Below are 26,064 nucleotides of genomic sequence, written 5' to 3' on the forward strand. Positions count from 1 at the left end.
AGCTATTGGTCTTGATACATTTTTTATCCACTTGTTTATTCCCACAATATAACCAAACGACTTGATTATCTAATTATTCGCTGCCCCTCTAAAATAATCACAAATATTTTTAAACATTGCTTTCAACTTGGAATAAGCACTCACGCTCATCCCCTTGTTAACGCGCTCGGCAACAGGCAAAATGTAGCCTAAATCATTCAGAGCAATGCAAAGCAAAAAATAAAACCACAAACGAATACGGAGTTAAAAAATGCGTTTATTACATACTATGTTACGAGTGGGAAATTTAGAAAAATCAATTGAGTTTTACACTCAAGTCATGGGCATGCAGCTATTAAGGCAAAACGACAATCCAGAATACAAATATACGTTAGCGTTTGTAGGGTATGGCTCAGAGGCTGACGAAGCGGTTATTGAGTTGACCTATAATTGGGATACCAATGAATATGATCTTGGCAATGCATACGGTCATATTGCGATAGAAGTTGATGATATTTATGCTCAATGTGAACAGATCCGAAGTGCTGGCGGCATTATCAGCCGTGAGCCAGGTCCGGTAAAAGGTGGCACTACTGAGATTGCTTTTGTAAAAGATCCGGATGGATATGCAATCGAGCTTATTCAGAAAAAAAATTACGCTGAGCTGTAAAAAACATTGCTTAAAAATCGGCTGATTCAAAAAAAACCCACCATAAGGTGGGTTTTTTAAAAACTGCTTAGTTGAACTCAGCTTATTTGCTTTGTGCTTCTAACGTAGTAGTTACACGACGGTTCTTAGCACGACCTTCGCGAGTAGAGTTGTCAGCAATTGGGTTTCTTTCACCTTCACCACGAGTAGTGATTCGAGAAGAAGAAACATTGAACTCTTTAACCATATAATCGGCAACACTTTGTGCACGCTGCTCAGATAAACGTTGGTTGAAGTCCGCAGGACCTGTTGAATCGGCATGACCAACTAAAACAACTTTGCTGTTTGGATACTTTTTCATAAAGTCAGCTAATTGTTTAATGTCGCCGTGGAATCTTTGTTTAACAACCGCACTTTCTAATTCGAACTGAACATAAAGCTCTACAGAAACTGTTTTTGGCTCTTCTTTACGGCAACCTTTGCTATCAACAGCGACACCGTTTGGTGTCATCGGGCATTCGTCTTTATAATCATAAACGCCATCAGAATCACGGTCAAAAGGACAACCCTGGCTATTTACTCGAACACCTGTTGGTGTGTTGCTACACATATCTTTGCTATCAGCTACACCATCTTTGTCAGCGTCAGCCATTGCATTTGAGTTATCAACTTTAGTCATGTCATCTGACTTAGAAGTTGTTTGGCCAAATTGATATTTTAAACCGATGCTTGGTAAACTTTCGATAACTGTTGAATCAAAAGATGCAACAAGTTCGTAGAAAAAAGTAGCAGATAAATTAGAAGTAAAATAATGCTCGTAACCTGCACCAGCTTTTAATGCAAATTTTTCTTCTTCACCCAGCGTATCGGCGTCAAGAGTGTACTGACCCAAGCCAGCCTTGGCGATCCAGCTGTTTTGACCAACTGGAGCATATCGGTATAAACCGTTTAATGATAACAAACTTACATCTGTATCAAATTGAGATGGGGTATCTGTTTCAGTTTCAGACCAGTTATAGTCTAATTCTACAGCCCAGTTTTTATCAATCTGATAGCCTAAGCCAACCCAAGGTCCAACAGCACCATTGTCCACATTGTGCACATCGGTATCAAAGAAAAATGCACTTGCACCGCCTGTTACATAAACAGGTGCTTCCGCATTCGCATATGTAGAACAAATCAGTGCAGTTGTCAGACTTGCTAGTTTGAACATTTTAGTCATGAGAACATCCTTAATATTTATTGAGTCATTTTTTAAGCAAGAGCCCTAATCCTGTTGTACTCAAATTTCTTGAACAGAGATCAAAATGCTTTTGTTACTTTCTCGGTAGCCAAGTGTGAAGCAAGCTCCTTGTTAGCTACTAATAATGTATATATTACCCGATTCAGTGTTTATAGTAGCAATATACCTGTAAACTTGTGATTTTTTTCGCACTACTGAACAACAAAAGCATATTAAAACTCATAAATGCGAAATAAAACGTGTTTTTACAGCTTCCTGTTTTAAACACCAAACCAGAATTCGCTGAACTGCCTAACACCCCATCAATTATCTGTAGAGTTTAATCAAGTTTCAAGCCCAAATCACGATAACTTTGTAACCAAAACACAAATTTATTAAAAAAATCTATATCACGTCTAAATTCTTTAATGTCTTGCTAATAAAAGACTTTCAGCAAACTCATGGCCACTTAAAAACTGGTTTTGAAAGTCAAGCCGGTGGGCGGCTTTATTATGACATATCTCCACTAAATCCGGATCAAATCTTTCACAATTAAAGTGGGTATGTTGTAATTCTCGGTTAGATTCGAACGCTTGCGAAAATCCAGCAACCGTAGACTGCCAATAAGCGATGGCTTGTTGCAGCCGACGTTTTTGCGACAAAGGCACTTGCTTACGCGCTGTTAACGCATATTTAGCATGACGGCTAGGTGAGCTGATCAACACATTCGCCCGCATCTGTTTAGCCATAGATTTGAGCATATCTATATTAGGCTTTTTATTTAACTGTAACTGGCACCACATCTCACGGGTTGCTTCACCACCATGTCGAGCATCAATCACACGATTAAACGGACCCAACTGGGTATGCCTCGCAGTATTTGCAAATAGACCACTACGGCGCTTTGTTATGCTTTCGATCGTTTGCCTAGTAAAAATACGGACATCTTTCAACAAGTGATAAAAACAAGGCTCTGCCTGTAACCAATCAAACTGCACCGGACGTTTTGCTATTTCGGCTAGTTTGGCATCCTGACTATCAACCAGCTGCCGCTCGACTGGGAACGACCATCCGTTTTCTGTCCATTGATGAAACAATTCAAGCATAGTTGGGTCATCCGCTGCCAGCACCGCTGTATGGGCGTCTGAGTCGGCAGTGAAAAGTGAATTTTTACTATCTAGTAGTACGACCTTATGTCCCGCTTGAGATAGTCTGTAAGCAACAGCGATCCCTGCGATACTTGCGCCGATTACCAGTGTTTTCATAAATCTTAAATGTGTTTTAAACTGTTATTTTTATTACGGACAAAAAACAAATCAAGTTCAGTATAATTAACCAAAAAAATGCGCATTTAATTCGTCAAAATGATGAAAAATTTTATCCGCTTTTTGCAACGAGGATTTATCCGAGTATGCATGGGCAAGCGCGTAAGTTGTAAGACCAGCAGCAGTTGCTGCCTGAATACCAGATTCAGAATCCTCTAACACCAAAACATGCTCAGCCAAAACCTGTAAATCTGAAATGGCCTTGAGGTAAGGTTCTGGGTTAGGTTTGGTATTTTTGGTATCCCCGCCTGCGACAACCAAATCAATGGGTAACTGAGGATGATGCGCCAAGCTGGCAATCACATGGGACCTGTCTGACCCTGATACCAAAGCTATTTTAGCTTCTGGCTGAAACTTTTTAAACCTCGTTAAAAACTGCTCAACCGCTGGCATCAAGGTAAACCCAACAGTATGAATATAAGTTAAGGTGGCATCCACTTTTAGTTGGCTAAGCTCGGCTGAACTAATAGGTAAGTTAAACTTATTTACAAAAAAAGTAGCCGTCGACTCACCTGATAAACCGATGCGAGGTTTAAAATCAGCAAAACTAAGTGAAATTGAAAATGGTGCTAACACTTGTTGCCAAATTTTATGCTGCGCTGGTTCAGAGTCTACCAAAGTTCCATCATGATCAATAAATAATGTGCTAAATACCATCAGCATATCCTATTAACAGCTCCGCTTGGCGTTTTTCTTTTGGCGCTAAATACCAGCTATCCGAAAATGCATTTCCACGTTCAACACACACAAACGAAGGATAGTTTTGCTCGCCTAAGTCAATTAATTGAGCTGCTTTTTCTGGGCCAGGGTTCCAGACTATCGCAGAGTGGCAATTCTTGCTACGTAACACTATAGGTGTTTTGCTTTGAATCCTTTGCTGCTCGGCAACATTTAGATAAATTCGATCTAATTCACCGCTAAAATGCACTGGGCCTTGCTGTATTTTAGCAGCTAACTGCGCTGTATTATCTAAATAGGTGGTGTAGTGTAAACCATCAATATAAACGGTTTCAATATCTGCCACAGGGTGATAACTATGCAAAGCAAAACTAACTGGCATCAAAGTGTCACTGAGATTGATTGCTGTTAGCGCAAGCTCTATCTGATGGTTTAGTTGAATCTTGTACTCAGCCTCAAAAGAATAAGGGTACAAAGTTTGAGTTTCTTCATTACTGGTAAACTTAAAGGTTATACTCACTTGCTCTGCAGTGACGTCAATGTCTGCCAACTGCCAGTCTCGATTACGCACAAAACCATGACTTGGCGTATTTTCACTTAATTGGTTATCACCAAACCAAGGAAAACAAACTGGGATGCCGCCACGAATTGCTTTCCCTTGTTTAAAAATAGCCTGTGGGCTGAGCCATAATAAAGGATCTTTGCCTTTGGCGCTGAATTCGACTAAATGAGCCCCTTGGATAGCAATAACAGCATCGAATAATTCGTGATTGATCTTTAATAAGGGCAGAGCGTCCTGTGTTTCGCCATATAAACTTTTTGCATCCGTCACTGAAATACAACTAAACTTTTTTACTAATTCTTGCACACACATATTGATACCACTTATTAATGACCTCATCAAAAGCGTTATTTTAACGGCTCAGGCTAGTCTTCACAAGTTGAGGTAATACGTTTTCACCTCCCCTGTACTTAGGGTTTTTAAGTTTGTACGTAAAATTCTTTTTATTCATGATCCTTACTTGATACAATATGCCGATATTCTTTAGGTTTTGAATTTAGGAAAGCAAGTGGCTGAGCAAAAACAATCATTAAGTTATAAAGACGCAGGTGTCGACATTGACGCAGGTAATCAACTAGTTGAACGTATTAAAGACGTCACTAAAAAAACCCGACGTCCAGAGGTAATGGGCAACATAGGTGGTTTCGGTGCGCTTTGCCGACTACCTGAAAAATACAAAAAACCACTGCTGGTTTCGGGCACAGACGGTGTCGGGACTAAATTAAGATTGGCTATTGATTTAAATTGTCACGATACCGTAGGTATAGATTTGGTGGCTATGTGTGTCAATGATCTAATAGTTCAGGGGGCTGAACCTCTGTTTTTCCTTGACTATTATGCCACCGGCAAGTTAGACGTGGATGTAGCTGCTTCAGTTGTCAGCGGCATTGGTGAAGGATGCCAGCAATCTAATTGTGCATTAATTGGTGGTGAAACAGCAGAAATGCCGGGCATGTACGAAGGCGCAGACTATGACATGGCGGGTTTCTGTGTCGGGGTAGTCGAAGAATCACAAGTCATTGATGGTAGCCGAGTACAACCTGGTAATAGGTTAATTGCCCTGGCGTCATCAGGCCCACATTCAAACGGCTATTCGTTAATTCGTAAAATTTTAGAAGTTTCAAATGCAGATTTAGAACAACCATTAGATGGTCAACCGCTTAAATCCCACCTTATGGCGCCAACTCGAATCTATGTACAATCAATACTCAAGTTATTAGAAAGCGTTAATGTAAATGCGATTACGCATATTACCGGTGGCGGTTTTTGGGAAAATATTCCACGCGTATTACCAGCAAATAGCAAAGCTGTTATCGAACAAAAAAGCTGGCAGTGGCCAGAAGTATTTAATTGGCTGCAAACCGCTGGTAATGTCGAAACGCACGAAATGTTACGCACCTTTAACTGTGGTGTAGGCATGATCTTAGCTGTGCATGAAGACGATGTTGAAGAAGCTTTGGTGTCTTTACGTCAAAGTGGTGAAAAAGCTTGGTTGATTGGTCATATAAGCGAAGCTAATGAAAACGAAGCTCAGGTAGAAATGGTTTAAGTCGTGCAGAAATCCATTCTTGTATTAATTTCTGGAAACGGCTCCAACTTACAAGCAGTGATTGATGCAACTGAATCCGGCCAAATTAATGGCCGGATTTGTGCAGTTATTTCTAATAAAAGCACTGCATTCGGTTTACAGCGAGCTCAAAAGCATCAGATTCCAGCGATTTCACTCCCTCATAGTGATTATCCAGACCGTCAGTTATATGATCAAGCGCTCGCCGAAGTGATTGATCGGTATCAACCGGATTTAATCGTTCTTGCTGGTTTTATGCGAATTTTAACCGCTCAATTTGTTGCCCGTTACAAAGGTAAACTATTGAACATTCATCCATCTTTGTTGCCTAAGTACCAGGGTCTAAATACTCATCAAAGAGCGTTAGACGCTAACGACAGAGAACATGGTGCTAGTGTTCACTTTGTGACCGAAGAATTAGATGGCGGCCCAGTTATCTGTCAAGTAAGTATCCTGATTGATGAAAAAGATACTGCAGAAACATTAGCACAACGGATTCACAAACAGGAACATTTCATTTACCCTAAGGCAATAGAATGGTTTTGCCAAGATCGACTTAAAATGGAAAGTGGTCGAGTTTGGTTAGACAATAATGAGTTGCCCACAACCGGGATAAGATATGCTGAATAAATTAATTGTTTTATCATCTGTCGTTTTATCGTTACTTTCAGTCGCTCCTGCCATCGCGCAGCAGACAGATGTCAAAATAAATAATGTGCTTACGCCATTCAACGCGAAATATAAAGTCGCTAAAGGGCGACTTAACTTAGGTACGGCGAAGCGTCAGCTTTCTCAAATCGGTGAAAACCGCTATACTTTTTCCTATTTTTCTGATCTTTCATTATTAATTTTAAGTGATCACAGACGCGAGACATCTGAGTTAACTGTGCTTAAAGATCAAGTGACGCCGGCTCGTTACTTATTTAAACGAGAAGGCACTGGAACAGATAAAAGTACAACCTTAGCTTTTATGTACGAAGGCGTAAAGGATCTCGAAAAACAAAAGTTTTTGCCGGTCGATAACAACATTCAATGGTACGATGAGGTGAGCTACCAGCTGCAAATGAAGCTGGATTTAGCTGCCGGTAAAACTGAGATGAGTTATTATTTGATCGACCACAAAAAACGAGACAAACTCTATAAGTTTAAAGTGGTTGGAGAAGAAGAGCTCACTGTACCTGCAGGAAAAATAAATACGGTTAAATTACAAAGGATCCGAGATGACGGCAGTGATAGAGTCACTGAGTTTTGGTTAGCACCAGATTTAGGTTATTTGTTGGTGCGTATTCGGCAACTAAGAGATGGCAGCGAAGTTGCAGATGCCCAATTGGAGAAATATGTTTTTACCGCTTTTTAGCGGATAAATAATTAAAAAAACGAGGGAATGAACATATGGCGCAGTACCACATTTTGATAGTGGATGACATTGCAGAAAACATTCAAGTTGCAATGAATATGTTGAAAGAGCAAGGGTATCAATTTTCGTATGCATTAAATGGCGAACAAGCGCTCTTGTTATGTCAAGATTACGATTTTGACCTGATTTTATTAGATATCATGATGCCTGGAATGAATGGCTATCAGGTTTGCGAGCATCTCAAAGCTAGACCTGAATATGCAGAAATCCCAATAGTTTTTTTAACAGCTAAAGTTGATATAGATTCTATCGCTAAGGCATTTAAAATAGGTGCAGTCGACTATTTAAGCAAACCTTTCCACTCTGAAGAACTTATCGCTCGTGTCAATAATCACCTAGAACTTTCCTCTGCTAAAAAAGTATTAAAAGATTTAAACCTCAATTTGCAAAGCGCCCTCATCCATAAAGAAAAACGATTCGAAACTGAGTTAGAAGAAAGTCAGAAAGAGATGATCTATGTGCTGATGGAATTGATGGAAGCCACCTCGGATGAAACTGGAAGCCACATTAAACGAGTGTCTGATTATTCTCGACTCTTGGCTCTGTATCACCCTAGTTTGTCGGATGATGATGCCAATACCATTTATCATGCAGCACCTATGCACGATATAGGTAAGATTGCGGTCCCCCATGAAATATTACATAAACCTGGTAAATTGACCCCTGCCGAATTTGAAATAATGAAAACCCATACCACTAAAGCCAGCGAAATATTGCGCATGTCTGATCGCAAATATATTACGGCAGCGAATATCATTGCCTCGCAGCACCATGAAAAGTGGGATGGCAGTGGTTATCCGCAGGGTTTAGCCGGTGAAGATATTCACATTTACGCCCGTATTGTGGCGATCGCCGATGTATTTGACGCGCTAACCCATAAAAGGCGTTATAAAAAAGCGTGGCCTATCAGCGAAGCCGTCGATTTTGTCAATGAGCAATCTGGTAAACATTTTGATCCTCAGTTAGTTAAAATTTTTAATGAGCATTTAGATGAGTTTATCAAGATTGCCCAAACTGGTGTTTAAGTTTACCATCCTACTCTTATTCATCGTTAGCCCAGCAACACTTGCTGCGAATAAATCGATGGCGCCTAAATCTATGAAGGCTGTGATTTTGCCAGCTGCAGCATCTATAGCTACGAATATTCCGGCCGAAAAATTATATGCTTTGCAAAAAGCCTATCTAGATTTGATTTCACAAAAGGCTGGGGTTGAGTTAACACTGCAAGCGAACGAACAAAATACGCAGCAATGGCTATTGGATAATCCTCAGATCGAGCTGTTCGTAAGCGAGCAAAAAATTTCAAAAAATAACGCTCACGGTGCCTACAGCTTACCTTTTTTAACTCTGCTAGACGAGGGTGCAGATAAACCGCTGAGGCATTTTTATTTGTTTATTCGTACCTCAAAAGAACCGCTGCGGCCATTATTAAACGAAGCAATCGAAGCCATTAGTCAAACTGAAAAGCAGCACATACAAAAGCGTATACTTGGCGACACACTCCATCCACTGCAGCCCCAGATCAATCAGCTCACCCCCAGTCAACAGACATGGCTCAGTCAAAATCATACGATACGTTATAGTGGCGACCCAGATTGGCTTCCGTTTGAGCAAATAAATGAAGCAGGTGAATTTGAAGGCATAGTTGCAGATTATTTAGCTATATTAGCCAACTTAACCGGTTTAAAGTTTGAACTTTTGGCCAGTGATAGTTGGCTACAAACCTTAGCGTATGCAGATCAACAAAAACCCGATATGATCTCTAGTGATGCTGATGATGCAAGACTAAAGCGCCACTATCGCGCCATTAAACCCTACCTGCTAAACCCGATTGTCATTTTGATGCAAAACGATCATTCGTTTGTAAACAAAATAACTGAATTAAAAAACCAACGCATCGCTGTGATAGAAGGTTACGGTTATACCCACGCGCTGCGTAAAAACTATCCAAAGCTAAACTTTATAGATACTCCATCGGCGCAAGCAGCTCTAGATAAGGTCAAATCTGGCGAACTAGACGCGGCAGTGATGTCGCTTGCAAAGGCTGGTTATTTGATTACATCCGGTGGTTATTACAATATCAAAGTGGTGGGTAAAACAGACCTGGATATGAAACTCACCTGGCATGTAAATAAAAACCTTGATGAGTTATTTGCCGTTTTAAACTTGTTGTTGCCTGCACTGTCTCAACATCATGAGTCCGATATTATTCGAAAATGGACTCAAGTAGAATTTGCTCAAAAGCATGATTACCAATTAACAATACAAGTCATTTTAATCTGTTTGATCATTGTTGGTTTTATCATTAGTTGGAACATGCGGTTGAAAAATGAAATTGAGCAAAAAAAGCATGCGCAAAAGCTGTTAAAAAACGAAAAAGACAATTTTAAAAACCTTTTTGATGGCGCTTTAGATGGCCATATGATCATTCATCAAGATCAAATATTAGCGTGCAACCAGGCTTCGATTAAGCTGTTAGGGGCACGTCATTCAAGTCAGATCGTGCAGCAAAATATCCATCAACTGTTTGCAGCGACAGCGGGTGTTGAAGGTTTTAAACAACATTTTGTAAAAGCGAACCGGCAACAAGGTTATCGATTTGATTGGTTAATGCAAACCTTAACGGGTCAAATGGCTTGTTTTTCTATTACCTTGATCCCCATCCAATACGATAACAAACCCTGCTTTAATTTAACCTTAAGGGATCAAACTGAAGAGTTCCGGCTTGAGCAGCGACTGAAAAAAAGCCACGAACAACTAGAAGCATTAATTCATAAGGTGCCATTGAGTTTATTGATTACGGATCTTTCCGGTGCCATCATAATGGCAAACCAAACCGCATTAACAGAATATCAATTGACGTCGGTCGAAATTAAACAAAAAAATATTTTGCAGTTTTATCACAATCCGGCCGATCGAGACAAAATCATAAAAAAAATTAAAAGTGGGCAAAGTGTCGATCAAGAAATCATTCAAATCAGAGCCCCCAGTGGTGAGCTTAAATCAATGCTGGTGTCTGTACTTCCCATCAACTACCGTGAACAAAACTGCTTGCTCTCAATTGCAATAGATTTAAGCCAGCGGGTCGCAATGGAAGAGCAACTAAAAGCCGCCAAAGAGATGGCGGAATCAGCAAACCGTTCAAAGTCTGAGTTCTTGGCCAATATGAGCCATGAAATACGCACCCCAATGAACGCTATTATTGGCTTTACTGAGCTATTAGATGCCAACATAGACGATGCAAAAAATAAAACCTTTATCCGCACCATACAAAATGCAGGAAATACTCTGTTAACGCTAATTAACGACATTTTAGACCTGTCTAAAATAGAATCTGGCAAATTAGAGATTAACAAACAGGCTTGTAACCTCTATCAATTATTCGAAGAAATAAAAAATATCTTCCAACTTAAGGTTCAACAGAAAAAAATTGCTTTTAATTTATCGGTTGATGGTCAAATCCCTACCGCCATCTTATTAGACGCAGTGCGTTTACGTCAGGTTCTGTTTAACCTGATAGGCAATGCGGTTAAGTTTACCGAGCAAGGCGAAATAAACCTCTCCATCAGAGCACTGAATATTGATGAACACTTGAGTAAAGTTGATTTATTGATTTCGGTTGAAGATACCGGTATAGGGATTGCAAAAAACCAGCAAGAAAAAATATTTAATGTTTTTGAACAGCAAGAAGGCCAGGATATCAAACGCTTCGGCGGCACTGGCTTAGGCTTATCTATCACCAAACGTTTGGTGGAAGCTATGGGTGGTGAAATTACGTTAAACAGTGAGTTAGGCCAAGGTAGCTGCTTTAACGTGCTGCTAAAACACCAAGACATAGCTGCGGTGCAAGTGGAAGCAGAGACAAATCCTGCTACTGTTGACCCCGATACGATACGATTTGCTCCTTGCACCATTTTAACGGTTGATGATATCGCCAATAATCGAGCTTTGATTAGAAATAATTTTAGTAAAAGCGACGTGACCATAGTTGAAGCAGAAAACGGTGCTGAAGCGGTAAAAATTTGTCAACAGCAAGCTATCGACTTAGTTATTATGGATATAAGAATGCCGGTAATGGATGGTTTAGAGGCTGTTGAATTGATCAAACAGGAATGTCCGGATCTTCCTGTCATCGCGCTAACCGCCTCTGCGATGCAGTCAGATTGTGAACAAACTCAAAAATACCAATTTGATCATTTTTTACGTAAACCAATTTTACGCGCCGAGCTGTTTGCGACTTTATGCCAGTACTTAACGTTTGAAAAGACGAACGATAGCATTGGAACAAACCAAATGGATTCAGAAGCAACTGAACTGGCATTTGAGCACTTATCATTAGAAACTTATCAACAACTTAAAAACCAGTATCATAAAGCGGTGCGAAGTAATAACCTGAATGATATTAAACAACTGAGTGAGATACTACTGCAATCAACTAACGAAAACACTTCCCATTTAGACCATTTAGGGCACCAGTTAAATGACAAAATAGATGCTTTTGATATTATGGGCATAAATGTTTTATTACAGCGATTAGCCCCTGTATTTAACAAATAAGGTCTTTGCAATTCGCGATCAATTCCTCTAACGTTGGCCTTTTAAAGCCATGGAGAAAACGATGTTTAACGCAATTGTGATCGAAAAAGCCGTTAGTGGCACGCAAGCCAAACTCAAAGCACTGAACGAATCTGAACTCGCGCAAGGCGATTTATTAGTAGATGTTGTGGCGAGCACGTTAAATTATAAAGATGCGCTGGCCATCACGGGCAAAGCTCCGGTGGTAAAAAGCTTTCCTATGGTTCCGGGTATCGACTTGGTCGGTCGAGTGAGCAAAAGTTCAGACGCTAACTATCAAGTTGGCGATTTGGTATTAGTAAACGGCTTTGGTATCGGAGAAAAATATTGGGGCGGCTTGGCTGAAAAAGCGAGTCTGTCTTCAGCTTGGGTGATCCCTCTACCAAAACCCTTTTCCGCCCATCAAGCAATGGCTATTGGCACCGCCGGCTATACAGCAATGTTATCTGTTATGGCATTACAACAGCATGGTATTCAAAAACAAGATGGCGAAATTTTGGTCACCGGAGCCAATGGTGGTGTTGGCAGTTTTGCTATCAGCTTGTTGTCTCAGTTAGGCTATTCTGTCGCTGCATCTACAGGCCGACCAGAAGAAAGTGATTATTTACAGTCCCTTGGTGCCTGCCGTATCATTGATCGTTGTGAACTTTCACAAGCGGCAAAACCCTTGCAAAAAGAACAATGGGCTGGCGTGGTTGATTGTGTGGGAAGTCATACATTGGCTAATGCGCTAGCGGCCACACGCTACGGCGGTGCAGTTACCGCATGTGGTTTGGCACAAGGAATGGACCTACCAGCCTCTGTCGCTCCATTTATTTTACGTGGCGTTACTTTATACGGTATAGACAGTGTTATGCAGCCACTGGCAAAACGTAAACAAGCCTGGCAACAATTAGCAGAACTCTTTGATGCTGCTAAATTAACCAGTATTAGCCGTGAGATAAGTTTAAGCGACTGTATTGCAACCGCTGAATCACTTTTGAAAGGGCATATCCGTGGCCGTGTTGTCGTCAACTTAGAGAAATAAATTTGAATAATCATTCAAATTTATTTTGACTCTATACGTCTGAGCTTTTAGCATAAGCTTAAATTCTCTCAACTAAATTTAAGCTTATGTCTAAACTCAAAACTCTACTATATGCTGCTCTAGTTACATTATTCCTGCTTGGAGGTATCCGTATGTCAATCGCCGCCACTCCCCCTGAGGTGATAGTATTTGACGTGAATGAAACCCTACTCGACTTAGAAAGTATGCGCGCTGGTATTGGGGAAGCACTAGGTGGTCGTGAAGACTTATTGCCCTTATGGTTTTCAACCATGCTACATCACTCACTAGTGACCACGGCGACTGGCGATTATCGGGATTTTGGTGAAATCGGGGTGGCAGCACTGTTAATGGTTGCTGAAATAAACAAAATTCCATTAGCGCAAGCACAAGCGAAAGCCGCCATAATGAATAACTTACTTAATTTACCCGCTCATCAAGATGTCAAAGCTGGTTTACAGGTGCTACGCGATAAAGGATATAAGTTGGTCAGTTTTACTAACTCATCAAATAACGGCGTCAAAACCCAGTTTAAAAATGCAGGTTTAATAGATTATTTTGATGCCAGATACAGTGTTGAAGATGCCAAAGTATATAAACCAGACTTACGCGCATACCAGTGGTTATTTAAACAATTATCGATTCAACCTGAGCGGGCTTTAATGGTCGCAGCACACGGTTGGGATGTTGCTGGGGCCAAAGCTGCGGGCATGCAAACAGCGTTTATTAAACGTCCAGGCAAGGTGCTCTACCCACTGGCACAAACGCCCGATTATCAAGTGAATGATTTGCTTGAATTAGCCAATAAGCTACCCGCAGTTAATTAAAGTGGTAGTTTAATATTAGGCCAACGTATTTAACGTTGGCCAATGTCTCATCACCCGGATAACGATTGGCATCTTTATCAATGGCATGAGAATAAGCCAGCTGCAAGCCACCACTCAGCGCTTGGCTCAATTGTAATTGTAACTGGTTAGACAGCTGCCAATGGTTTAAACCATTGTGAGCATCGGCAATATAATCCGCATTCAAAGCCACTAAAAATCCAGCTGACCAAGCAAAATTTGCGTTTTCGTACAGAGCTAATTGACTAGATAGATCAATAAATAGCCCTTGAGTATCGACTGAATATACCCAGTTTGATTGCAAACTCAGCGCTTTTTGATCGGCCCAGCTAAAAATAAGGCTTACTTCGTGATCCTGATAATGGCCGTGTTTCACTTCTTTATTAACTAAAAATGCATAAGCTAGCTGCACAGAAACATCTGCCAGTTTAGCCAATGGATAAACCAGATTTAAGTTAAATTCTTGATAATCGCGTTGACCCGACCAAGCAAACCAAGGCTGCACCGCCAATTCATTAATGCGCCACTCGCTCTGGAAACTAAATAAATTATCACCGGCAAGGTTATCTCGCCCCTCACTTAAGTACAAATTGCTAAAGCTTAACTCTACTGGCATATTTTGTTTAGCCGATACAGAGCTCGCCAAACATGAAAAATTGAATAAAGCTAAACAACACAAAACGAATCGGCATTCTTGTTTGCCCATTTAATCACCTCGCTATCTGCAACACTTTGAGTGTAGGCGAGATTATTAAATACCGCCTTAGTTACTCAGGTTTGTAGGCGATAAATCGCAAACGGACATAGTCGGCTATCCAGCCGTTTTGGGTGCTGTATAACGAGGGTTTTAAGTAGGCAGCAACTGCTTCTATGAATTGGCGCTTTTGCATATTATCTAATCCTTCGGTCGCATGCGCAGCAAAAATTGTTAACCACTGCTCAATGCCTGCCGAAATTTTCGTTGGACGCTTTAACAACTCAATACTTTGCACTTTAAATCCGGCAGTCACAAGTAATTCTTTATACTCTTCGGCAGACGGAAAATACCAAGGTGAATGATATTCGCCAAACTCTGGATGTTGTTGAAAAACTGCATTAATTGCATGACGAATTGTCAGAATATTCCCTTTGCCACCCATTTCAGCAACAAAACGCCCTCCGGGCTTTAATGCAAGATAGACGCCTTGAACCACCGCCGCAGGTTTCAACATCCAGTGTAGCGCTGCATTACTAAACACAGCGTCAAATTCAGCTTGATAGTTTAATGCTTCACCGCTTTGACAATAAGCAGTAATGCCTTTATTTAAAGCTTGCTCAACCATAGACTGGCTCGAGTCGACAGCCACCAACTGACAACCAAGGTTTTGCAATTTAACTGCAAGCGTGCCATCGCCGCAACCTAGGTCTAAAATTCGTTCGTTGGCTTTTGCAGCCAACAAAGCTAATAAAGGCGAAGCTAATTGAGAAACAAATGTGGCATCTTGGCTATACTTTTTAGCATTCCATGTTTGTGACATCTAGGCACCATGTTAAATTAATTTGGCTTTTAACTGACAGTTCACTTTAATCTGATCGGCTTGCTCAGTGACCTGTTCTTTTAGCGTTTCTAAACGTATTTTATGCCCACTGGCAGAGACGATCTGTTCTGTCCATTGCTGCTCATGCACACGCAGCTTGCTGGATTGCTCATTTTTGTCGATCATTTTGCTTTGATAATCTTGTTGAGATTGGCTGACGCTGGCAACGGTGACGCCATAATACTCCAGCGCTTTTTGGGTAGCGCCTGAACGACAATCATTGATGGCCATGGCGAGATCCCCTGATGCAGACGAAACTTGATGTTGAGCTATGTATTCATTTTGCTGTTTTTCCACCACGAGTCGGCTGGCTAAAAAACCGGCTTCTGTCTGGGCATACGCCTTGCTTATCAGATAATAAAGGGCTTGCGCTTGTTGCTTTTCACCCAGAGCCGCTAAACTTTGCGCTTTTATCAAATACAAACTGGCTCGGCTTTCATTGGTATATTCGCCTTTATATCTGTGTAATGCCGAATTCACTTTTTTTATCGCTAATTTATAATCGCCTTCTTGATAGGCATTATTGGCCCCAATATAAGCACCGTCCGGCAATATAGAACAGCCTATCATTAAAACACTGGCCAGCAGCGCTGCGCTGATCCCTTTGCAGTTTAACTTGCTCAACTTGTTTTCCTTATCCGATAACAAAAACATACTTATAAATAATTGTTAACTTAAAAGCAAATTTTAAAGGCTAGCCGCTCGATAGAATACCCGTTTAAATCTACTAAACCAGAAAAATACAACAGCCTACAGTTAATGCACGAGCTGTGCTAATCTTGCCACTACACCATAATTGCAAATGCTAAAAAATGCCCAACATGGCCGACTCCCTAAGCAAAAAAACGCTTGCTAATAGACCCGAAAAAACAATATACGATAAAATGTGGCAATCTTTTAAGTTGGCTTCGCAAAACAATCAAATTGAGTTAGATCCTTATTTATTGCATGAAAAGCGTGACACTAGAAGAGGCATCACGGCATTAGCTTATCTGCAGCAAATAAACCCATCTTTACTAACCGAAATTAGCCGATTTCAAAACGAAATCCAGGCGCTAGAGCCCAAACAATACTATCAGCCACTTGAAGATCTACATTTAACTATTTTTACCCTGTTATCCTGTCGAGAAAATTTTCGTTTAGAAGACCTTGATATTACGACTTTGTGTGAAGCCTTCTATGCCGCACTCGCACAATCCTCGGCAATAAAAATACAGTTTCAAGGCGTTTCGGCATCAAGCCAGTGTATAATATTGCAAGGGTTCCCCATGGATGATGCATTAGACGAACTAAGGCAAGCACTGCGCTTCCAGTTTTCACGCGCTAAGTTAACGGTGCCAGTCAGTCAGCGCTATTGGCCAGGTACGGCGCACACATCGCTGATCCGCTTCCGAGTGCCTGTGAATGATCCGCAACACATCTATGCTTTGTGTAAAAAATATCGCGACCATCATTTTGGCACTATCGTTTTAAATGATATACAGCTGGTTTTCAATAACTGGTATCATAGCGTCTCAAAACGGTTAGCCGGTATTGTTTTACCGACTTAACCGAGCGCTACCAAGCAAACGCAAACACAGTGGTTTCGTCATAAATTTCTCCAGGTTGTAAAAAAGTCCGTGGTGAATTTTTAATATTTGGGCCATTAGGGTATTTAGAGGTTTCAAAACAAATCGCTTTGTATTGACCATATTGGGTACCATCTTCACGCGCCAACTTATCTGAAGTATAACGCCCTGTATACAACAAAGCGCCTGGTTCTGTTGTATATACCTGCATTGAACGGCCGCTTATAGCATGGCTGATAGTGGCAACTTTTTTTAGTTTAGCCTCTGGGTTATCAAATACATAATAATGCTCAAATCCTGACTTTAATGTTTTAAAAGCATCTTTTAAATATTTTGCTTGCCCAAAATCAGCTGCTGTTCCGCTCACTTTCGCTAAAGTGCCATCTAAAATATTATCTGCGCCCGGTTTTAAATAGGCATTACTATCGATTTGAACCTTATGGTCTAAAACTGTGTTTTCAAAGCCATTTAAATTAAAATAAGCATGATGAGTTAATGATAGCGGCGTCGTTTTATCAGTCGTTGCCAAATAACGAATACGGATTTCATTTTGTTCGGTTAGCTGATATTCAACAACAACCGCTAAATTTCCTGGGTAACCTTCCTGCCCGCTTGGACTTTGAATAACAAGCTGCAACACAGCCGCATCTTGGCTTTGATAAAAGCGCTTTAGTTGCCACATACGCTTATCTAACCCTTTAGTACCACCATGCAAATGGTGCTCACCGGCATTTTTAGACAGTTGATAAGTGTGCCCGCCCTGTTGGTAGCGTCCATCGCGTAAAAATGACGCATAGCGGCCAACCACGCCGCCAAAATAGGGGTTATTTTTGTTGTACTCATCGCTAAAATAACTATCAAATTGATCAAAACCAGCGGTAATTTCAGCGATCTTTCCGTCTTTATCCGGTACTTTTAACGAGGTCAAAGTTGCCCCGTAGTTGCTTATTTTTAGCTGCATTCCGTGGCTGTTTTGCAAATGGTATTGATATACTTGCTGTCCCTGATATTGACCGAATTGAGTTCTTTTGATGCTCATTTCAGCCTGCACCGCCACCGTATACAAGGCGCTCATCAGCAAGCTTACCTTAATCATTAAAAAAGGTTTCATTTTTCATCTCCTTGATGGTATTTAACGTTTCGCCTGGTTAAGGCGCATCGCAATACTATAGCCAATAAAAATCAACGCCCCTTGAATCATCAATTGATCGTAAAACGGGATCCCAAGTAAGTTCAGTCCGTTGGTCAAAACAGCTAACACTGCCACCCCGAATAAGGTTTTTGTCAGCGACCCTTCGCCGCCATTCATGCTGGTACCGCCTAACACCACAGCACCAATAATAATAAGTAATAACGTATCCCCTACTCCTGGTAGCGCATTGCCTAAGTTAGCTATGCTAATAAACCCGGCAATACCGCCAAGAATCCCCGAAGCTAAATACACACTAAGCTCTAACCAGCGGGTGTTTAAACCACAATAACGAGCTGCTAGGGGATTGCTGCCTAATAAAATGATGTATCGCCCCCAACTGGTTAATGCCACTAAAAATCCAACAATTAACAATACGGCAAAACTCACTAAAGTAATTTTAGGGATCCCCATCACCAACGCAAAACCAAAATCTATTACTGGCTCAGGCGTGCCTTGCACTGCAATGCCCTCTGATACGCTAAAAGCGATACCACGGGCAATCAGTTGGGTGCCCATGGTGGTAATGAAAGGACTCAGGCCTAAAAAGCCAATTAAAAAGCCATTTAACAGACCAAAAGCAGCACCCACCGAAACGGCCGTCAGTACCCCCAATAAAACATTGTCTGTGTGCCCCATAATAACCCCAGCCATAACTGCACTAACGCTAATAACGGTGGCGATAGAAAGATCGATGCCACCGGTTAAAAAGACCAGTGTCATGCCAACAGCCGCGATCAGAATAACCGCGTTATTTGCTGCAATCGACTCCATGTTAATCGCATCAAAAAAATAGGGGGACAGTGTTGAAAATAAAATCATCAATACTGCCAGCATAGGCATGGCCGGATTTTGTTTTAGTTGATTACTCAGAGCCTCTTTCAATGGATGATCCTTACTGGCCAGCGCCCCAGATTTTATCTTTGTTTTTAACTATATTGCCTGAATGATAAAAATATCCGGCAACCACATGATTTTTCTCAACTTTTTGTTTTTTGATCAGCTTTTCTGCTAGGGCTATACTTTTTTCACCGATTTGATCGAGATTCATGACGACTATGCCATCTGCAAACCCTTTTTTAGTCGCCTGATAACCATCATTACTGCCGTTAACACCTGTGACTACAATATGTTTAGGGTGACCAACTGGATGCGCTTTACCTAAACCAATTAAAACCGTTTCTATGCTTGGGATTTGGGTATCTGTAGCAGCAAATACCGCTTTGATTGACGGGTTCGCTTGAAATGCGTTTTGGGTCGCGGCTAATGCCTTCGCTGAATCCCAGTCGGTTGGCACCGAGATTATTTTAGCGTTTGGCAGCGCTTGTAAAGCTTGCTGAAAACCTTTACTACGGTCAATGCCATTTTGATCATTTAGCGCACCGAGCAGTTCTAATACAAGGATCTCACCTGAATGGTCTTTTAACTGTTTAACCATATGTTGGCCCGCTAAAAAACCATCTTGCACTGAATCTGGGCCGACATACGCTTGGTACACTCTCTCATTGGGTAATTTTCTATCATAAGCGATAACAGGGATACGTGCTCGCTGCGCACGCATTAAAGCACCATTAATGGTATTTTGATCAACTGCACACACCAAAATGGCATCAACTCTTTGACTGATTAACGATTGAATCTGAGCATTTTGAGTTTGTGCGTCACCGTCAGCAACTACTTCAATGATCTGAAAGCCGCGCTTTTTAGCAGCCGCTTTAATTGCATTATTTTCTGCAACTCGACTTTCAAACAATTGATCAACAGCTAAGCCAATCCGTATCTCTTTGGCCATCACCCATTGGCCTAAAAGCGATGCACTCAATAGCGCTAAAATAACTAGTTTTTTAAAAGCTTTCATATTAGTTTCCTTCACTAGAAGTTTTAAATTTAAGGGCATTTGGCTGATTTTTTATAACCGAAACTCGATCAACCAAAACGGCCACTATCAGGACAAAACCACGTACGATATCGTAGATATAAGGTGAGGCATTGAACAAGTTTAAACCGTTGTCTATAAGTACTAAAAAGATTGCGCCTATTACACTACCCGCGACCGACCCTGAACCACCTGACAATTTTGTACCGCCTAAAATGACTGCGGCTATCACAGTAAATTCTAATCCTATGCCGATACCTGATTGTAAGCCTCCCACCCGGGCAATCAGGATCAGTGCGGCAACCGCAGCACACAAACCACCAATGGCATACGCCAATATATTGACTCGATTAATAGGCAAAGCCGATTCTTTTGCCGACTGAGCAGAGCAGCCAATCGCTTTACAATAAATACCAAAACGGGTTTGAGATAGTAGATAGATGCCAATAACGGTAAATACGAGCATCCACCAGACAGGTACCGGAATAGATAAAAAACTACCATTGCCCATCCAGCCAATCTCCCGCGGCACAGGAATATTTTGCGCGCTGGTTAAATGCAAAGCCATTCCCCGATAAATGGTATATGTGGCTAGCGTGGTAATTAATGGGGTTACTTTAAAGCGCACAATTAATAAGCCGTTCACTGTACCCAATAAACACCCTGATATCACAGCGGCGGAAAAGGCCAATGCAACAGAACCCGTCGTATTTAGTGTCTGCGCAAATAAAGAAGAAACAAAAAACAAAATAGCGCCAACTGAGATATCAATGCCTGCAAGTATTATGATAAACGTCATACCCACTGCCATTATTGCCGTTACGCTGGCTTGCACCAAAACTGATTCAAAATTTGTTAAGGTTAAAAAAGCCGGTGACACAAAACTCAAAAAAATAGACATCAATAAAGCTGCGACCGCGATCGGCAGCCATTTTTGCTTAAACAGTAACTTAAATGACATTTAACTTGTCTCCTTGGCATAAGCCGAGCTGGCCGCCGCAGCGATAATTTTAGTTGGGTCAAACGCATCTCGGTTAAATTCAGCAACTTGTTCACCAGTACGCATGACGATAATGCGGTGACTTAGGTCCAATAACTCTTGTAAATCTGAAGAGACAAGAAGTACAGCAACACCAGAGGCAGCCAATGCGGCTATTTTTTTGTGGATATCCAACTTAGCGCCGATATCAACGCCTTTCGTCGGTTCATCCAGAATCAGTATCTCAGGCTGACAAGCCAACCAGCGCCCTAATAAAACTTTTTGTTGGTTTCCGCCACTTAAATGGCTGACTGCGCTGTTAATATCAGGTAGAACCACATTCATTTTATCAACCACTTGCTGCGCAGCCGCTTGCTCATTCTTAAAACCTATCCCGCGAAACAAAGGTTGCACGAAGTTACTCAGGTTAGCAGCGGTCATGTTTTCTTTAACGCTGCGCTGAGGAAACAAACCTAAACCCCGTCTGTCTTCTGTAACATAACAAAGTTTATGTTTTAGCATAGTCGCCAAACTGGGTCGTTTGATAAATTTGCCACCTATATAAATTTCTCCTTGTGCAGGTCTTAAACCACTAATGGCTTCAGCTAGTTCAGTGCGTCCGGCGCCCATCAACCCCCCTATGCCGATAATTTCGCCTTTTTTTAAATTTAAAGAGATTTGATTAAAGTGACATGACGTAAGCTGCCTCACCGCTAAACTCACTTGGTTTTGTGGTGGCGCCAGCTCAATCTGGCTTTGTGTCATTTCACGTCCAACCATTAACGCTTCTAATTCAGATCTTGGTGTTTTTGCAAGTTCCCCTGCAGCCACCTGTTGACCATCTCTAAGCACTAAGTATTTATCAGCCATTTGATAAACTTCATCCATAAAGTGTGAAATGAATATCATAGCGACGCCCCGAGCTTTTAATTTTTGCATCACTGCAAACAATTTTTCCCGTTCGGGTTTGGTTAATGAGGTTGTGGGTTCGTCTAAAATCAGCACTTTATTGGCATGCAACAGAGCTTTGGCTATTTCGACAATTTGTTGTTTACCAGCGCCTAAATCGCCCACTAGAGCTTGTGGATCGATTGCAACGCCTAAAAAATCTAATTCTTTTCGGGCTATTTTTTCAGCTTTTGACCAATCTATATTTAGATTGCTGCCAGGTAAATCATTAATGCAAAGGTTTTGTGCAACCGTTAAACTTTTAAATAAACTCAGCTCTTGATGCACTGCAGAGATGCCATGTAGGGCGCCATCGACCTCAGCTACCTTTTGCTGCTCGATAAGTATCTCGCCACCAGTCGGTGCCAACAAACCACACAGCATATTTTTACTCGTTGATTTGCCAGCGCCATTTTCGCCAACGAGCGCCAGAATTTCACCGGGATAAAGGTCAAAAGTTAAGCCGCTAACAACCGTTTTGCCGTTAAAGGCTTTGTGCAGTTTATCAACAGATAACACAGGATTGGCATCATTCACTGATAGTTTACCTTTTGCAGTTATAAAACAATCAATGATAATTATGACAAAACAACCTAAATCTTTAAACTATTATTTGTTTTTTGTTTACAATTTTATTTTCAAATAACAAATTCCTACAGCTGTTAAGTTTTAGTTTGCCAATAAGCGACTTATCCGTTGAGTCATTTTTTTTATTGCTGGATTAAGTTTGATAAGGGGTAAACCGTCTTTAATTCCCGGTCTCGTGTGACCAATATGAGTGAGCCAAGTCGCTTTAATTAAGTGTTGTTTTTTATTAATCAGCGCTGCGATTTTTTCACCGTTTGCATAGTTTTCCAGCGCTTTATCAAAACGCTCGTCATTTTGCCACTCGTTTATTTGCCATGCGTCAAATAAGGCTTTTGCAATCACCCAATGGCCATAGTCAGTTGGATGTACGCCGTCAGCTGCTAAATAAAAAGAAACATCTTGCTGTCGTTTTTGCCATAAATGGTGTTTACTTGTTTGATAAACATCAATAACAGGCCAGTCGTCTGTATAGTATTTGCTCATTAACCAAGCTGCGTAAATATCCTGTACATTGGCATATGCAGCATTTTTCCTAACGTCATAGACTGGCGCTGTGATGAATATAAAAGGGATACTATGTTGTTCTGTTTGTTCTGCTAACCACTGCATGCCCCTTTTGTACGCGCTGAAACGTGTTTCATCAAACGCTTGGTATATGCCGTCATTAATCCCGTAACAAATCACAACTAGGTCTGGTTTTAACTGTTGTAAAATTTTCTGATAGCGGGTTTTAACATCTGGGCGTGCAAAACGTCCATTGGCATGACCCACCTCAGATAAACCAGACGCAGTTTCACTGGGTAAAGCCAAGTTATAAAACTGATATTGCTGCTTGTTTTTTAAAGTCAATAATGTTTCAAAATAAGTTAAAAATTGACCTGCATAGGTAATACTATCGCCAATAAACAATACTTTTTGCTCTGGTGTGATTTTCGGCAACGGCTTCGCCGAGAGTACAGGCGCTAAAAACAGCAAAATCAATGCCCCCCGGCTAAACGCAGCTAACATTTACACAGCCACTGAATGAAATAATTTTATTTTACAAAGCTTTGCCACTTGCTCTGTATAGTTTGTTAAATGTGCTGGAAACTCGAGTCCTTTTACCACTGTTAGGTTACGTAAAATAGGAAATAATAAGATATCATCATAATTTAGCTGATCGGCTCTTTTACTTGGTGGCTCAACAAAGTCTAACTGAGCTAAATAGCTTTGCATTGCTTCAATTCGAGTTTCACTCTGTGCTAATGCTTCATCAAAACTAACACCAAGCATTTTGCTTTTTTTATTTTCAAAATAATCTTTTGCGGCTTGATGAGGAAATTCAGGTAATTTAATTTTAAGCCAGCGCGGCATAACTAATAAATTATTAGTGTTAGTGACACGTAGTAGCCAATCATTAATGGCCTCTTGATGGTTACCAGGTTTCAATTTTATATTACCATCACTTAGGTCGAGATAATCAACCACATCTAGGCTTTCAGCCATGTAACCGCCGTCAAGTTTTTGCAAAATAGGTACCATATTAGCACCAACTTTACTGATCCGAGCTTCTACATCTTGATTTTGTAAAAACTCAACATCAATGGGCAAATTTTTGTACCCTGCAACCATCATAGCGCGAATACAAAATGGGCAGTGTTCAAATACAAATAGTTTCATTTTAATTTTTTAACCTTTAATTTTTTTGCCAACGGCCATGCCAATCAACATAGCAACCAAAAAATAAGCAAGTTCACTAGATAAAAATCCAATCGATGCTATTGCAGGGCCTGGACATAAACCTGACACCCCCCAACCAATACCAAAAGCTATAGCGCCAATGATAAGTTTACGATCGATTGATTGATTGTCCGGTAAATAAAACTGTTTTGTTAAAATCGGTTTGTCTCTTTTTTTGGCCAAATACCAAGCAAACCCACTAACTATCAGAGCGCCTCCCATCACAAATATTAAACTAGCATCCCACTGCCCACCAATATCTAAAAAGTTTTTCACTTTTTGCGGGTTTGTCATCTGCGAAATGGACAAACCTATACCAAAGATAATGCCAGCAAATAACGCTAAAAAGCTTTTTTTAGAAAACATCTTTACCCTCTAAAAAGCGCTACCGTTATCATTGCAGTTAAAATAAACACTAGGGTTGCAACAATTGATCGACGCGAAAGGCGAGATAAACCACAAACCCCATGGCCACTTGTGCAACCGCTCCCATAAACTGTACCAAAACCAACTAAAAAGCCCGCTATGATCAGCATATAAGGCGAGCCTGGCGGTATTTGTGGTGTTTTAACACCGAACAAAGCTGCGATAATGGGCCCAATAATCAAACCGACGATAAAGTATAAACGCCAGCTTAAATCAGGGCCTGGATTTTGCCATAGCCGACTTACGATACCTGAAATACCAGCAATACGCCCAATACCGATTAATAAGAGTAATGCCGACAAACCAATTAGTGATCCACCTAAGATGGCACTATAGGGGGTAAAATCAGTCATGTTTAACCACCGGATATTTGTTTTTTTGCCAACAATCAAATCCCCCGGCTAAGCTGAATACCCGGCTAAAACCCATTCGTTGCATTTGCTCCGTGGCTAACACTGAACGACCATCTGACTTACAATATAAACAAATTTGTTGCTCGTATAAAGAATTTAGCTTATCCGTTAGTGTTTGACCTTGCCCAAGCTGGGCAATTTTAAATTCTAACAAACCGCGGTCAATGAAATGCGCACCTTCTATATAACCCGCCTTGAGTTCGGTCGCTGAACGTATGTCTATTAAAAGAAAATCGGCTTTATTCTCTGCCAGCTCGGCACAAGTTATAGAGGGTATTTGGAGTCGAACGTCAGCGACCAGTTGAGCTGCAGTGAATGGCATAAAAACATTCCTCAAGATTGCCTGTTGGGTTATAGATTTTTTATATAAGTTATATGTGCTAGCTATATTAAAAAAAGCAGGATAAAGATGCAATACAATGAGGGGGAGTATTTCAGGTAAAAAAAAAGCGCCCTGGGGCGCTTTTTTATTCAGCAAAAATTTATTCTGCTGCTTCTGTAGCTTCTTCTTCGACTTCAACCTCTGGTCGATCAACCAGCTCGATGTAAGCCATAGGCGCGTTGTCGCCTGCACGGAAACCACATTTAAGAATACGAGTATAACCACCTGGGCGTTCTTGGTAACGAGGACCAATTTCGCTGAATAGTTTACCAACAACTTCTTTATCACGGGTACGTGCAAACGCCAAACGACGGTTCGCTACGCTATCTTTTTTAGCTAAAGTGATCAGCGGCTCGATAACACGACGCAATTCTTTCGCTTTAGGCAAAGTTGTTTTAATCACTTCATGGCGAACTAAAGATCCGGCCATGTTGCTGAACATTGCACTGCGATGACTGCTGTTTCGATTAAGCTGACGTCCACTTTTACGATGACGCATAATGCTTTCCTTCTACCAATATCTATGTAGAAACGG

27 protein-coding genes are annotated in these 26,064 nt (G+C 41.0%); 9 read left to right on the forward strand and 18 right to left on the reverse strand.

What is annotated here, in order from left to right:
* Positions 1-250: 250 nt before the first annotated feature.
* Positions 251-649 (forward strand): lactoylglutathione lyase, encoded by a 399-nt coding sequence (gloA, locus tag C727_RS0114440; RefSeq protein WP_017446357.1) that lies wholly within the window; start codon positions 251-253, stop codon positions 647-649.
* Positions 650-731: 82 nt separating this feature from the next.
* Here the strand turns inward: gloA and C727_RS0114445 are convergent, their stop codons facing one another.
* The 4 genes from C727_RS0114445 to C727_RS0114460 all read right to left on the reverse strand — a co-directional run bounded on the left by C727_RS0114445 (position 732) and on the right by C727_RS0114460 (position 4,727).
* A complete protein-coding gene (locus C727_RS0114445; RefSeq protein ID WP_017446358.1) occupies positions 732-1,850 on the reverse strand; it encodes an OmpA family protein in 1,119 nt (372 codons plus the stop codon).
* A 425-nt stretch (positions 1,851-2,275) separates the two neighbouring features.
* A complete protein-coding gene (locus C727_RS0114450; RefSeq protein WP_017446359.1) occupies positions 2,276-3,115 on the reverse strand; it encodes an FAD-dependent oxidoreductase in 840 nt (279 codons plus the stop codon).
* Between the two features lie 66 nt (positions 3,116-3,181).
* The gene (locus C727_RS0114455; RefSeq protein WP_017446360.1) at positions 3,182-3,832 is read right to left on the reverse strand and encodes an HAD family hydrolase; all 651 of its coding nucleotides are present in this window, start codon (positions 3,830-3,832) and stop codon (positions 3,182-3,184) included.
* On the reverse strand, positions 3,822-4,727 hold the full coding sequence (locus tag C727_RS0114460) for a D-hexose-6-phosphate mutarotase (protein WP_017446361.1): 906 nt from the start codon (positions 4,725-4,727) through the stop codon (positions 3,822-3,824). Before C727_RS0114460 ends, C727_RS0114455 begins: the two co-directional genes overlap by 11 nt.
* 196 nt (positions 4,728-4,923) lie before the next feature.
* On the opposite strand from C727_RS0114460, the gene purM reads away from it, so the two are divergent.
* The 7 genes from purM to C727_RS0114495 all read left to right on the forward strand — a co-directional run bounded on the left by purM (position 4,924) and on the right by C727_RS0114495 (position 13,846).
* Positions 4,924-5,964 carry a phosphoribosylformylglycinamidine cyclo-ligase gene (purM, locus tag C727_RS0114465; RefSeq protein ID WP_017446362.1) on the forward strand — a complete coding sequence of 347 codons (1,041 nt, stop codon included), beginning with the start codon at positions 4,924-4,926 and terminating at the stop codon, positions 5,962-5,964.
* A gap of 3 nt (positions 5,965-5,967) precedes the next feature.
* Complete coding sequence (purN, locus tag C727_RS0114470) at positions 5,968-6,612, forward strand: phosphoribosylglycinamide formyltransferase (RefSeq protein ID WP_017446363.1); 645 nt, start codon at positions 5,968-5,970, stop codon at positions 6,610-6,612.
* The gene (locus C727_RS0114475; RefSeq protein ID WP_017446364.1) at positions 6,602-7,339 is read left to right on the forward strand and encodes a DUF3108 domain-containing protein; all 738 of its coding nucleotides are present in this window, start codon (positions 6,602-6,604) and stop codon (positions 7,337-7,339) included. Before purN ends, C727_RS0114475 begins: the two co-directional genes overlap by 11 nt.
* 35 nt (positions 7,340-7,374) lie before the next feature.
* Complete coding sequence (locus tag C727_RS0114480; RefSeq protein WP_017446365.1) at positions 7,375-8,424, forward strand: HD domain-containing phosphohydrolase; 1,050 nt, start codon at positions 7,375-7,377, stop codon at positions 8,422-8,424.
* Entirely contained in the window at positions 8,390-11,956 is a 3,567-nt protein-coding gene (locus tag C727_RS19155; RefSeq protein ID WP_051008749.1) for an ATP-binding protein, read from the forward strand. Before C727_RS0114480 ends, C727_RS19155 begins: the two co-directional genes overlap by 35 nt.
* A gap of 61 nt (positions 11,957-12,017) precedes the next feature.
* Positions 12,018-13,001, forward strand: coding sequence for an acrylyl-CoA reductase (NADPH) (gene acuI / locus C727_RS0114490; protein WP_017446367.1), 984 nt, complete (start codon positions 12,018-12,020; stop codon positions 12,999-13,001).
* Between the two features lie 152 nt (positions 13,002-13,153).
* Positions 13,154-13,846, forward strand: a complete 693-nt coding sequence (locus tag C727_RS0114495; RefSeq protein ID WP_017446368.1) for a haloacid dehalogenase type II — start codon at positions 13,154-13,156, stop codon at positions 13,844-13,846.
* On the opposite strand, the gene C727_RS0114500 is transcribed toward C727_RS0114495, so the two are convergent.
* From C727_RS0114500 to C727_RS0114510, 3 genes are all read right to left on the reverse strand, one after another.
* Positions 13,839-14,570 (reverse strand): hypothetical protein, encoded by a 732-nt coding sequence (locus C727_RS0114500; RefSeq protein WP_017446369.1) that lies wholly within the window; start codon positions 14,568-14,570, stop codon positions 13,839-13,841. The genes C727_RS0114495 and C727_RS0114500 overlap by 8 nt on opposite strands.
* A 61-nt stretch (positions 14,571-14,631) precedes the next feature.
* Positions 14,632-15,381, reverse strand: coding sequence for a class I SAM-dependent methyltransferase (locus C727_RS0114505; protein ID WP_017446370.1), 750 nt, complete (start codon positions 15,379-15,381; stop codon positions 14,632-14,634).
* A 12-nt stretch (positions 15,382-15,393) separates the two neighbouring features.
* A complete protein-coding gene (locus C727_RS0114510) occupies positions 15,394-16,065 on the reverse strand; it encodes a hypothetical protein (protein ID WP_017446371.1) in 672 nt (223 codons plus the stop codon).
* A 197-nt stretch (positions 16,066-16,262) separates the two neighbouring features.
* Here C727_RS0114510 and C727_RS0114515 point away from each other — a divergent pair, with 197 nt between their 5' ends.
* Complete coding sequence (locus C727_RS0114515; protein WP_155949270.1) at positions 16,263-16,991, forward strand: AKAP7-like phosphoesterase domain-containing protein; 729 nt, start codon at positions 16,263-16,265, stop codon at positions 16,989-16,991.
* 7 nt (positions 16,992-16,998) lie between these two features.
* Here the strand turns inward: C727_RS0114515 and C727_RS0114520 are convergent, their stop codons facing one another.
* The 11 genes from C727_RS0114520 to rplQ form a co-directional block, all read right to left on the reverse strand.
* Entirely contained in the window at positions 16,999-18,120 is a 1,122-nt protein-coding gene (locus tag C727_RS0114520) for an aldose epimerase family protein (protein WP_017446373.1), read from the reverse strand.
* 21 nt (positions 18,121-18,141) lie between these two features.
* Positions 18,142-19,083 (reverse strand): ABC transporter permease, encoded by a 942-nt coding sequence (locus C727_RS0114525; RefSeq protein ID WP_017446374.1) that lies wholly within the window; start codon positions 19,081-19,083, stop codon positions 18,142-18,144.
* A 10-nt stretch (positions 19,084-19,093) separates the two neighbouring features.
* A complete protein-coding gene (locus C727_RS0114530) occupies positions 19,094-20,056 on the reverse strand; it encodes a sugar ABC transporter substrate-binding protein (protein WP_017446375.1) in 963 nt (320 codons plus the stop codon).
* A 1-nt stretch (position 20,057) separates the two neighbouring features.
* Positions 20,058-21,035, reverse strand: coding sequence for an ABC transporter permease (locus C727_RS18635; RefSeq protein WP_017446376.1), 978 nt, complete (start codon positions 21,033-21,035; stop codon positions 20,058-20,060).
* Entirely contained in the window at positions 21,036-22,538 is a 1,503-nt protein-coding gene (locus C727_RS0114540; RefSeq protein WP_017446377.1) for a sugar ABC transporter ATP-binding protein, read from the reverse strand.
* Between the two features lie 132 nt (positions 22,539-22,670).
* The gene (locus C727_RS0114545; protein ID WP_017446378.1) at positions 22,671-23,597 is read right to left on the reverse strand and encodes an SGNH/GDSL hydrolase family protein; all 927 of its coding nucleotides are present in this window, start codon (positions 23,595-23,597) and stop codon (positions 22,671-22,673) included.
* Positions 23,598-24,248: a glutaredoxin 2 gene (gene grxB / locus C727_RS0114550; RefSeq protein WP_017446379.1), complete on the reverse strand. Its 651-nt coding sequence runs from the start codon at positions 24,246-24,248 to the stop codon at positions 23,598-23,600.
* A 9-nt stretch (positions 24,249-24,257) separates the two neighbouring features.
* On the reverse strand, positions 24,258-24,674 hold the full coding sequence (locus C727_RS0114555; protein ID WP_017446380.1) for a DUF6691 family protein: 417 nt from the start codon (positions 24,672-24,674) through the stop codon (positions 24,258-24,260).
* A gap of 2 nt (positions 24,675-24,676) precedes the next feature.
* On the reverse strand, positions 24,677-25,087 hold the full coding sequence (locus tag C727_RS0114560; RefSeq protein ID WP_017446381.1) for a YeeE/YedE family protein: 411 nt from the start codon (positions 25,085-25,087) through the stop codon (positions 24,677-24,679).
* A complete protein-coding gene (locus C727_RS0114565) occupies positions 25,080-25,469 on the reverse strand; it encodes a rhodanese-like domain-containing protein (protein ID WP_026052742.1) in 390 nt (129 codons plus the stop codon). The genes C727_RS0114560 and C727_RS0114565 overlap by 8 nt, the downstream gene beginning before the upstream one ends.
* A 160-nt stretch (positions 25,470-25,629) precedes the next feature.
* Positions 25,630-26,028 carry a 50S ribosomal protein L17 gene (gene rplQ, locus C727_RS0114570; protein ID WP_017446383.1) on the reverse strand — a complete coding sequence of 133 codons (399 nt, stop codon included), beginning with the start codon at positions 26,026-26,028 and terminating at the stop codon, positions 25,630-25,632.
* Positions 26,029-26,064: the final 36 nt, after the last annotated feature.

This window comes from Gayadomonas joobiniege G7, from assembly GCF_000300815.1.
GTDB lineage: Bacteria > Pseudomonadota > Gammaproteobacteria > Enterobacterales > Alteromonadaceae > Catenovulum > Catenovulum joobiniege.

What these genes read in the sequence shown, in the direction of transcription:
- gloA (WP_017446357.1), top strand. Translation starts at nt 251, where the DNA reads ATGCGTTTATTACATACTATGTTACGAGTGGGAAATTTAGAAAAATCA.
- C727_RS0114445 (WP_017446358.1), bottom strand. Translation starts at nt 1,850, where the DNA reads ATGACTAAAATGTTCAAACTAGCAAGTCTGACAACTGCACTGATTTGT.
- C727_RS0114450 (WP_017446359.1), bottom strand. Translation starts at nt 3,115, where the DNA reads ATGAAAACACTGGTAATCGGCGCAAGTATCGCAGGGATCGCTGTTGCT.
- C727_RS0114455 (WP_017446360.1), bottom strand. Translation starts at nt 3,832, where the DNA reads ATGGTATTTAGCACATTATTTATTGATCATGATGGAACTTTGGTAGAC.
- C727_RS0114460 (WP_017446361.1), bottom strand. Translation starts at nt 4,727, where the DNA reads ATGTGTGTGCAAGAATTAGTAAAAAAGTTTAGTTGTATTTCAGTGACG.
- C727_RS0114475 (WP_017446364.1), top strand. Translation starts at nt 6,602, where the DNA reads ATGCTGAATAAATTAATTGTTTTATCATCTGTCGTTTTATCGTTACTT.
- C727_RS0114480 (WP_017446365.1), top strand. Translation starts at nt 7,375, where the DNA reads ATGGCGCAGTACCACATTTTGATAGTGGATGACATTGCAGAAAACATT.
- C727_RS19155 (WP_051008749.1), top strand. Translation starts at nt 8,390, where the DNA reads ATGAGTTTATCAAGATTGCCCAAACTGGTGTTTAAGTTTACCATCCTA.
- acuI (WP_017446367.1), top strand. Translation starts at nt 12,018, where the DNA reads ATGTTTAACGCAATTGTGATCGAAAAAGCCGTTAGTGGCACGCAAGCC.
- C727_RS0114495 (WP_017446368.1), top strand. Translation starts at nt 13,154, where the DNA reads ATGTCAATCGCCGCCACTCCCCCTGAGGTGATAGTATTTGACGTGAAT.
- C727_RS0114500 (WP_017446369.1), bottom strand. Translation starts at nt 14,570, where the DNA reads ATGGGCAAACAAGAATGCCGATTCGTTTTGTGTTGTTTAGCTTTATTC.
- C727_RS0114505 (WP_017446370.1), bottom strand. Translation starts at nt 15,381, where the DNA reads ATGTCACAAACATGGAATGCTAAAAAGTATAGCCAAGATGCCACATTT.
- C727_RS0114515 (WP_155949270.1), top strand. Translation starts at nt 16,263, where the DNA reads ATGGCCGACTCCCTAAGCAAAAAAACGCTTGCTAATAGACCCGAAAAA.
- C727_RS0114520 (WP_017446373.1), bottom strand. Translation starts at nt 18,120, where the DNA reads ATGAAACCTTTTTTAATGATTAAGGTAAGCTTGCTGATGAGCGCCTTG.
- C727_RS0114530 (WP_017446375.1), bottom strand. Translation starts at nt 20,056, where the DNA reads ATGAAAGCTTTTAAAAAACTAGTTATTTTAGCGCTATTGAGTGCATCG.
- C727_RS18635 (WP_017446376.1), bottom strand. Translation starts at nt 21,035, where the DNA reads ATGTCATTTAAGTTACTGTTTAAGCAAAAATGGCTGCCGATCGCGGTC.
- C727_RS0114545 (WP_017446378.1), bottom strand. Translation starts at nt 23,597, where the DNA reads ATGTTAGCTGCGTTTAGCCGGGGGGCATTGATTTTGCTGTTTTTAGCG.
- grxB (WP_017446379.1), bottom strand. Translation starts at nt 24,248, where the DNA reads ATGAAACTATTTGTATTTGAACACTGCCCATTTTGTATTCGCGCTATG.
- C727_RS0114555 (WP_017446380.1), bottom strand. Translation starts at nt 24,674, where the DNA reads ATGTTTTCTAAAAAAAGCTTTTTAGCGTTATTTGCTGGCATTATCTTT.
- C727_RS0114560 (WP_017446381.1), bottom strand. Translation starts at nt 25,087, where the DNA reads ATGACTGATTTTACCCCCTATAGTGCCATCTTAGGTGGATCACTAATT.
- C727_RS0114565 (WP_026052742.1), bottom strand. Translation starts at nt 25,469, where the DNA reads ATGCCATTCACTGCAGCTCAACTGGTCGCTGACGTTCGACTCCAAATA.
- rplQ (WP_017446383.1), bottom strand. Translation starts at nt 26,028, where the DNA reads ATGCGTCATCGTAAAAGTGGACGTCAGCTTAATCGAAACAGCAGTCAT.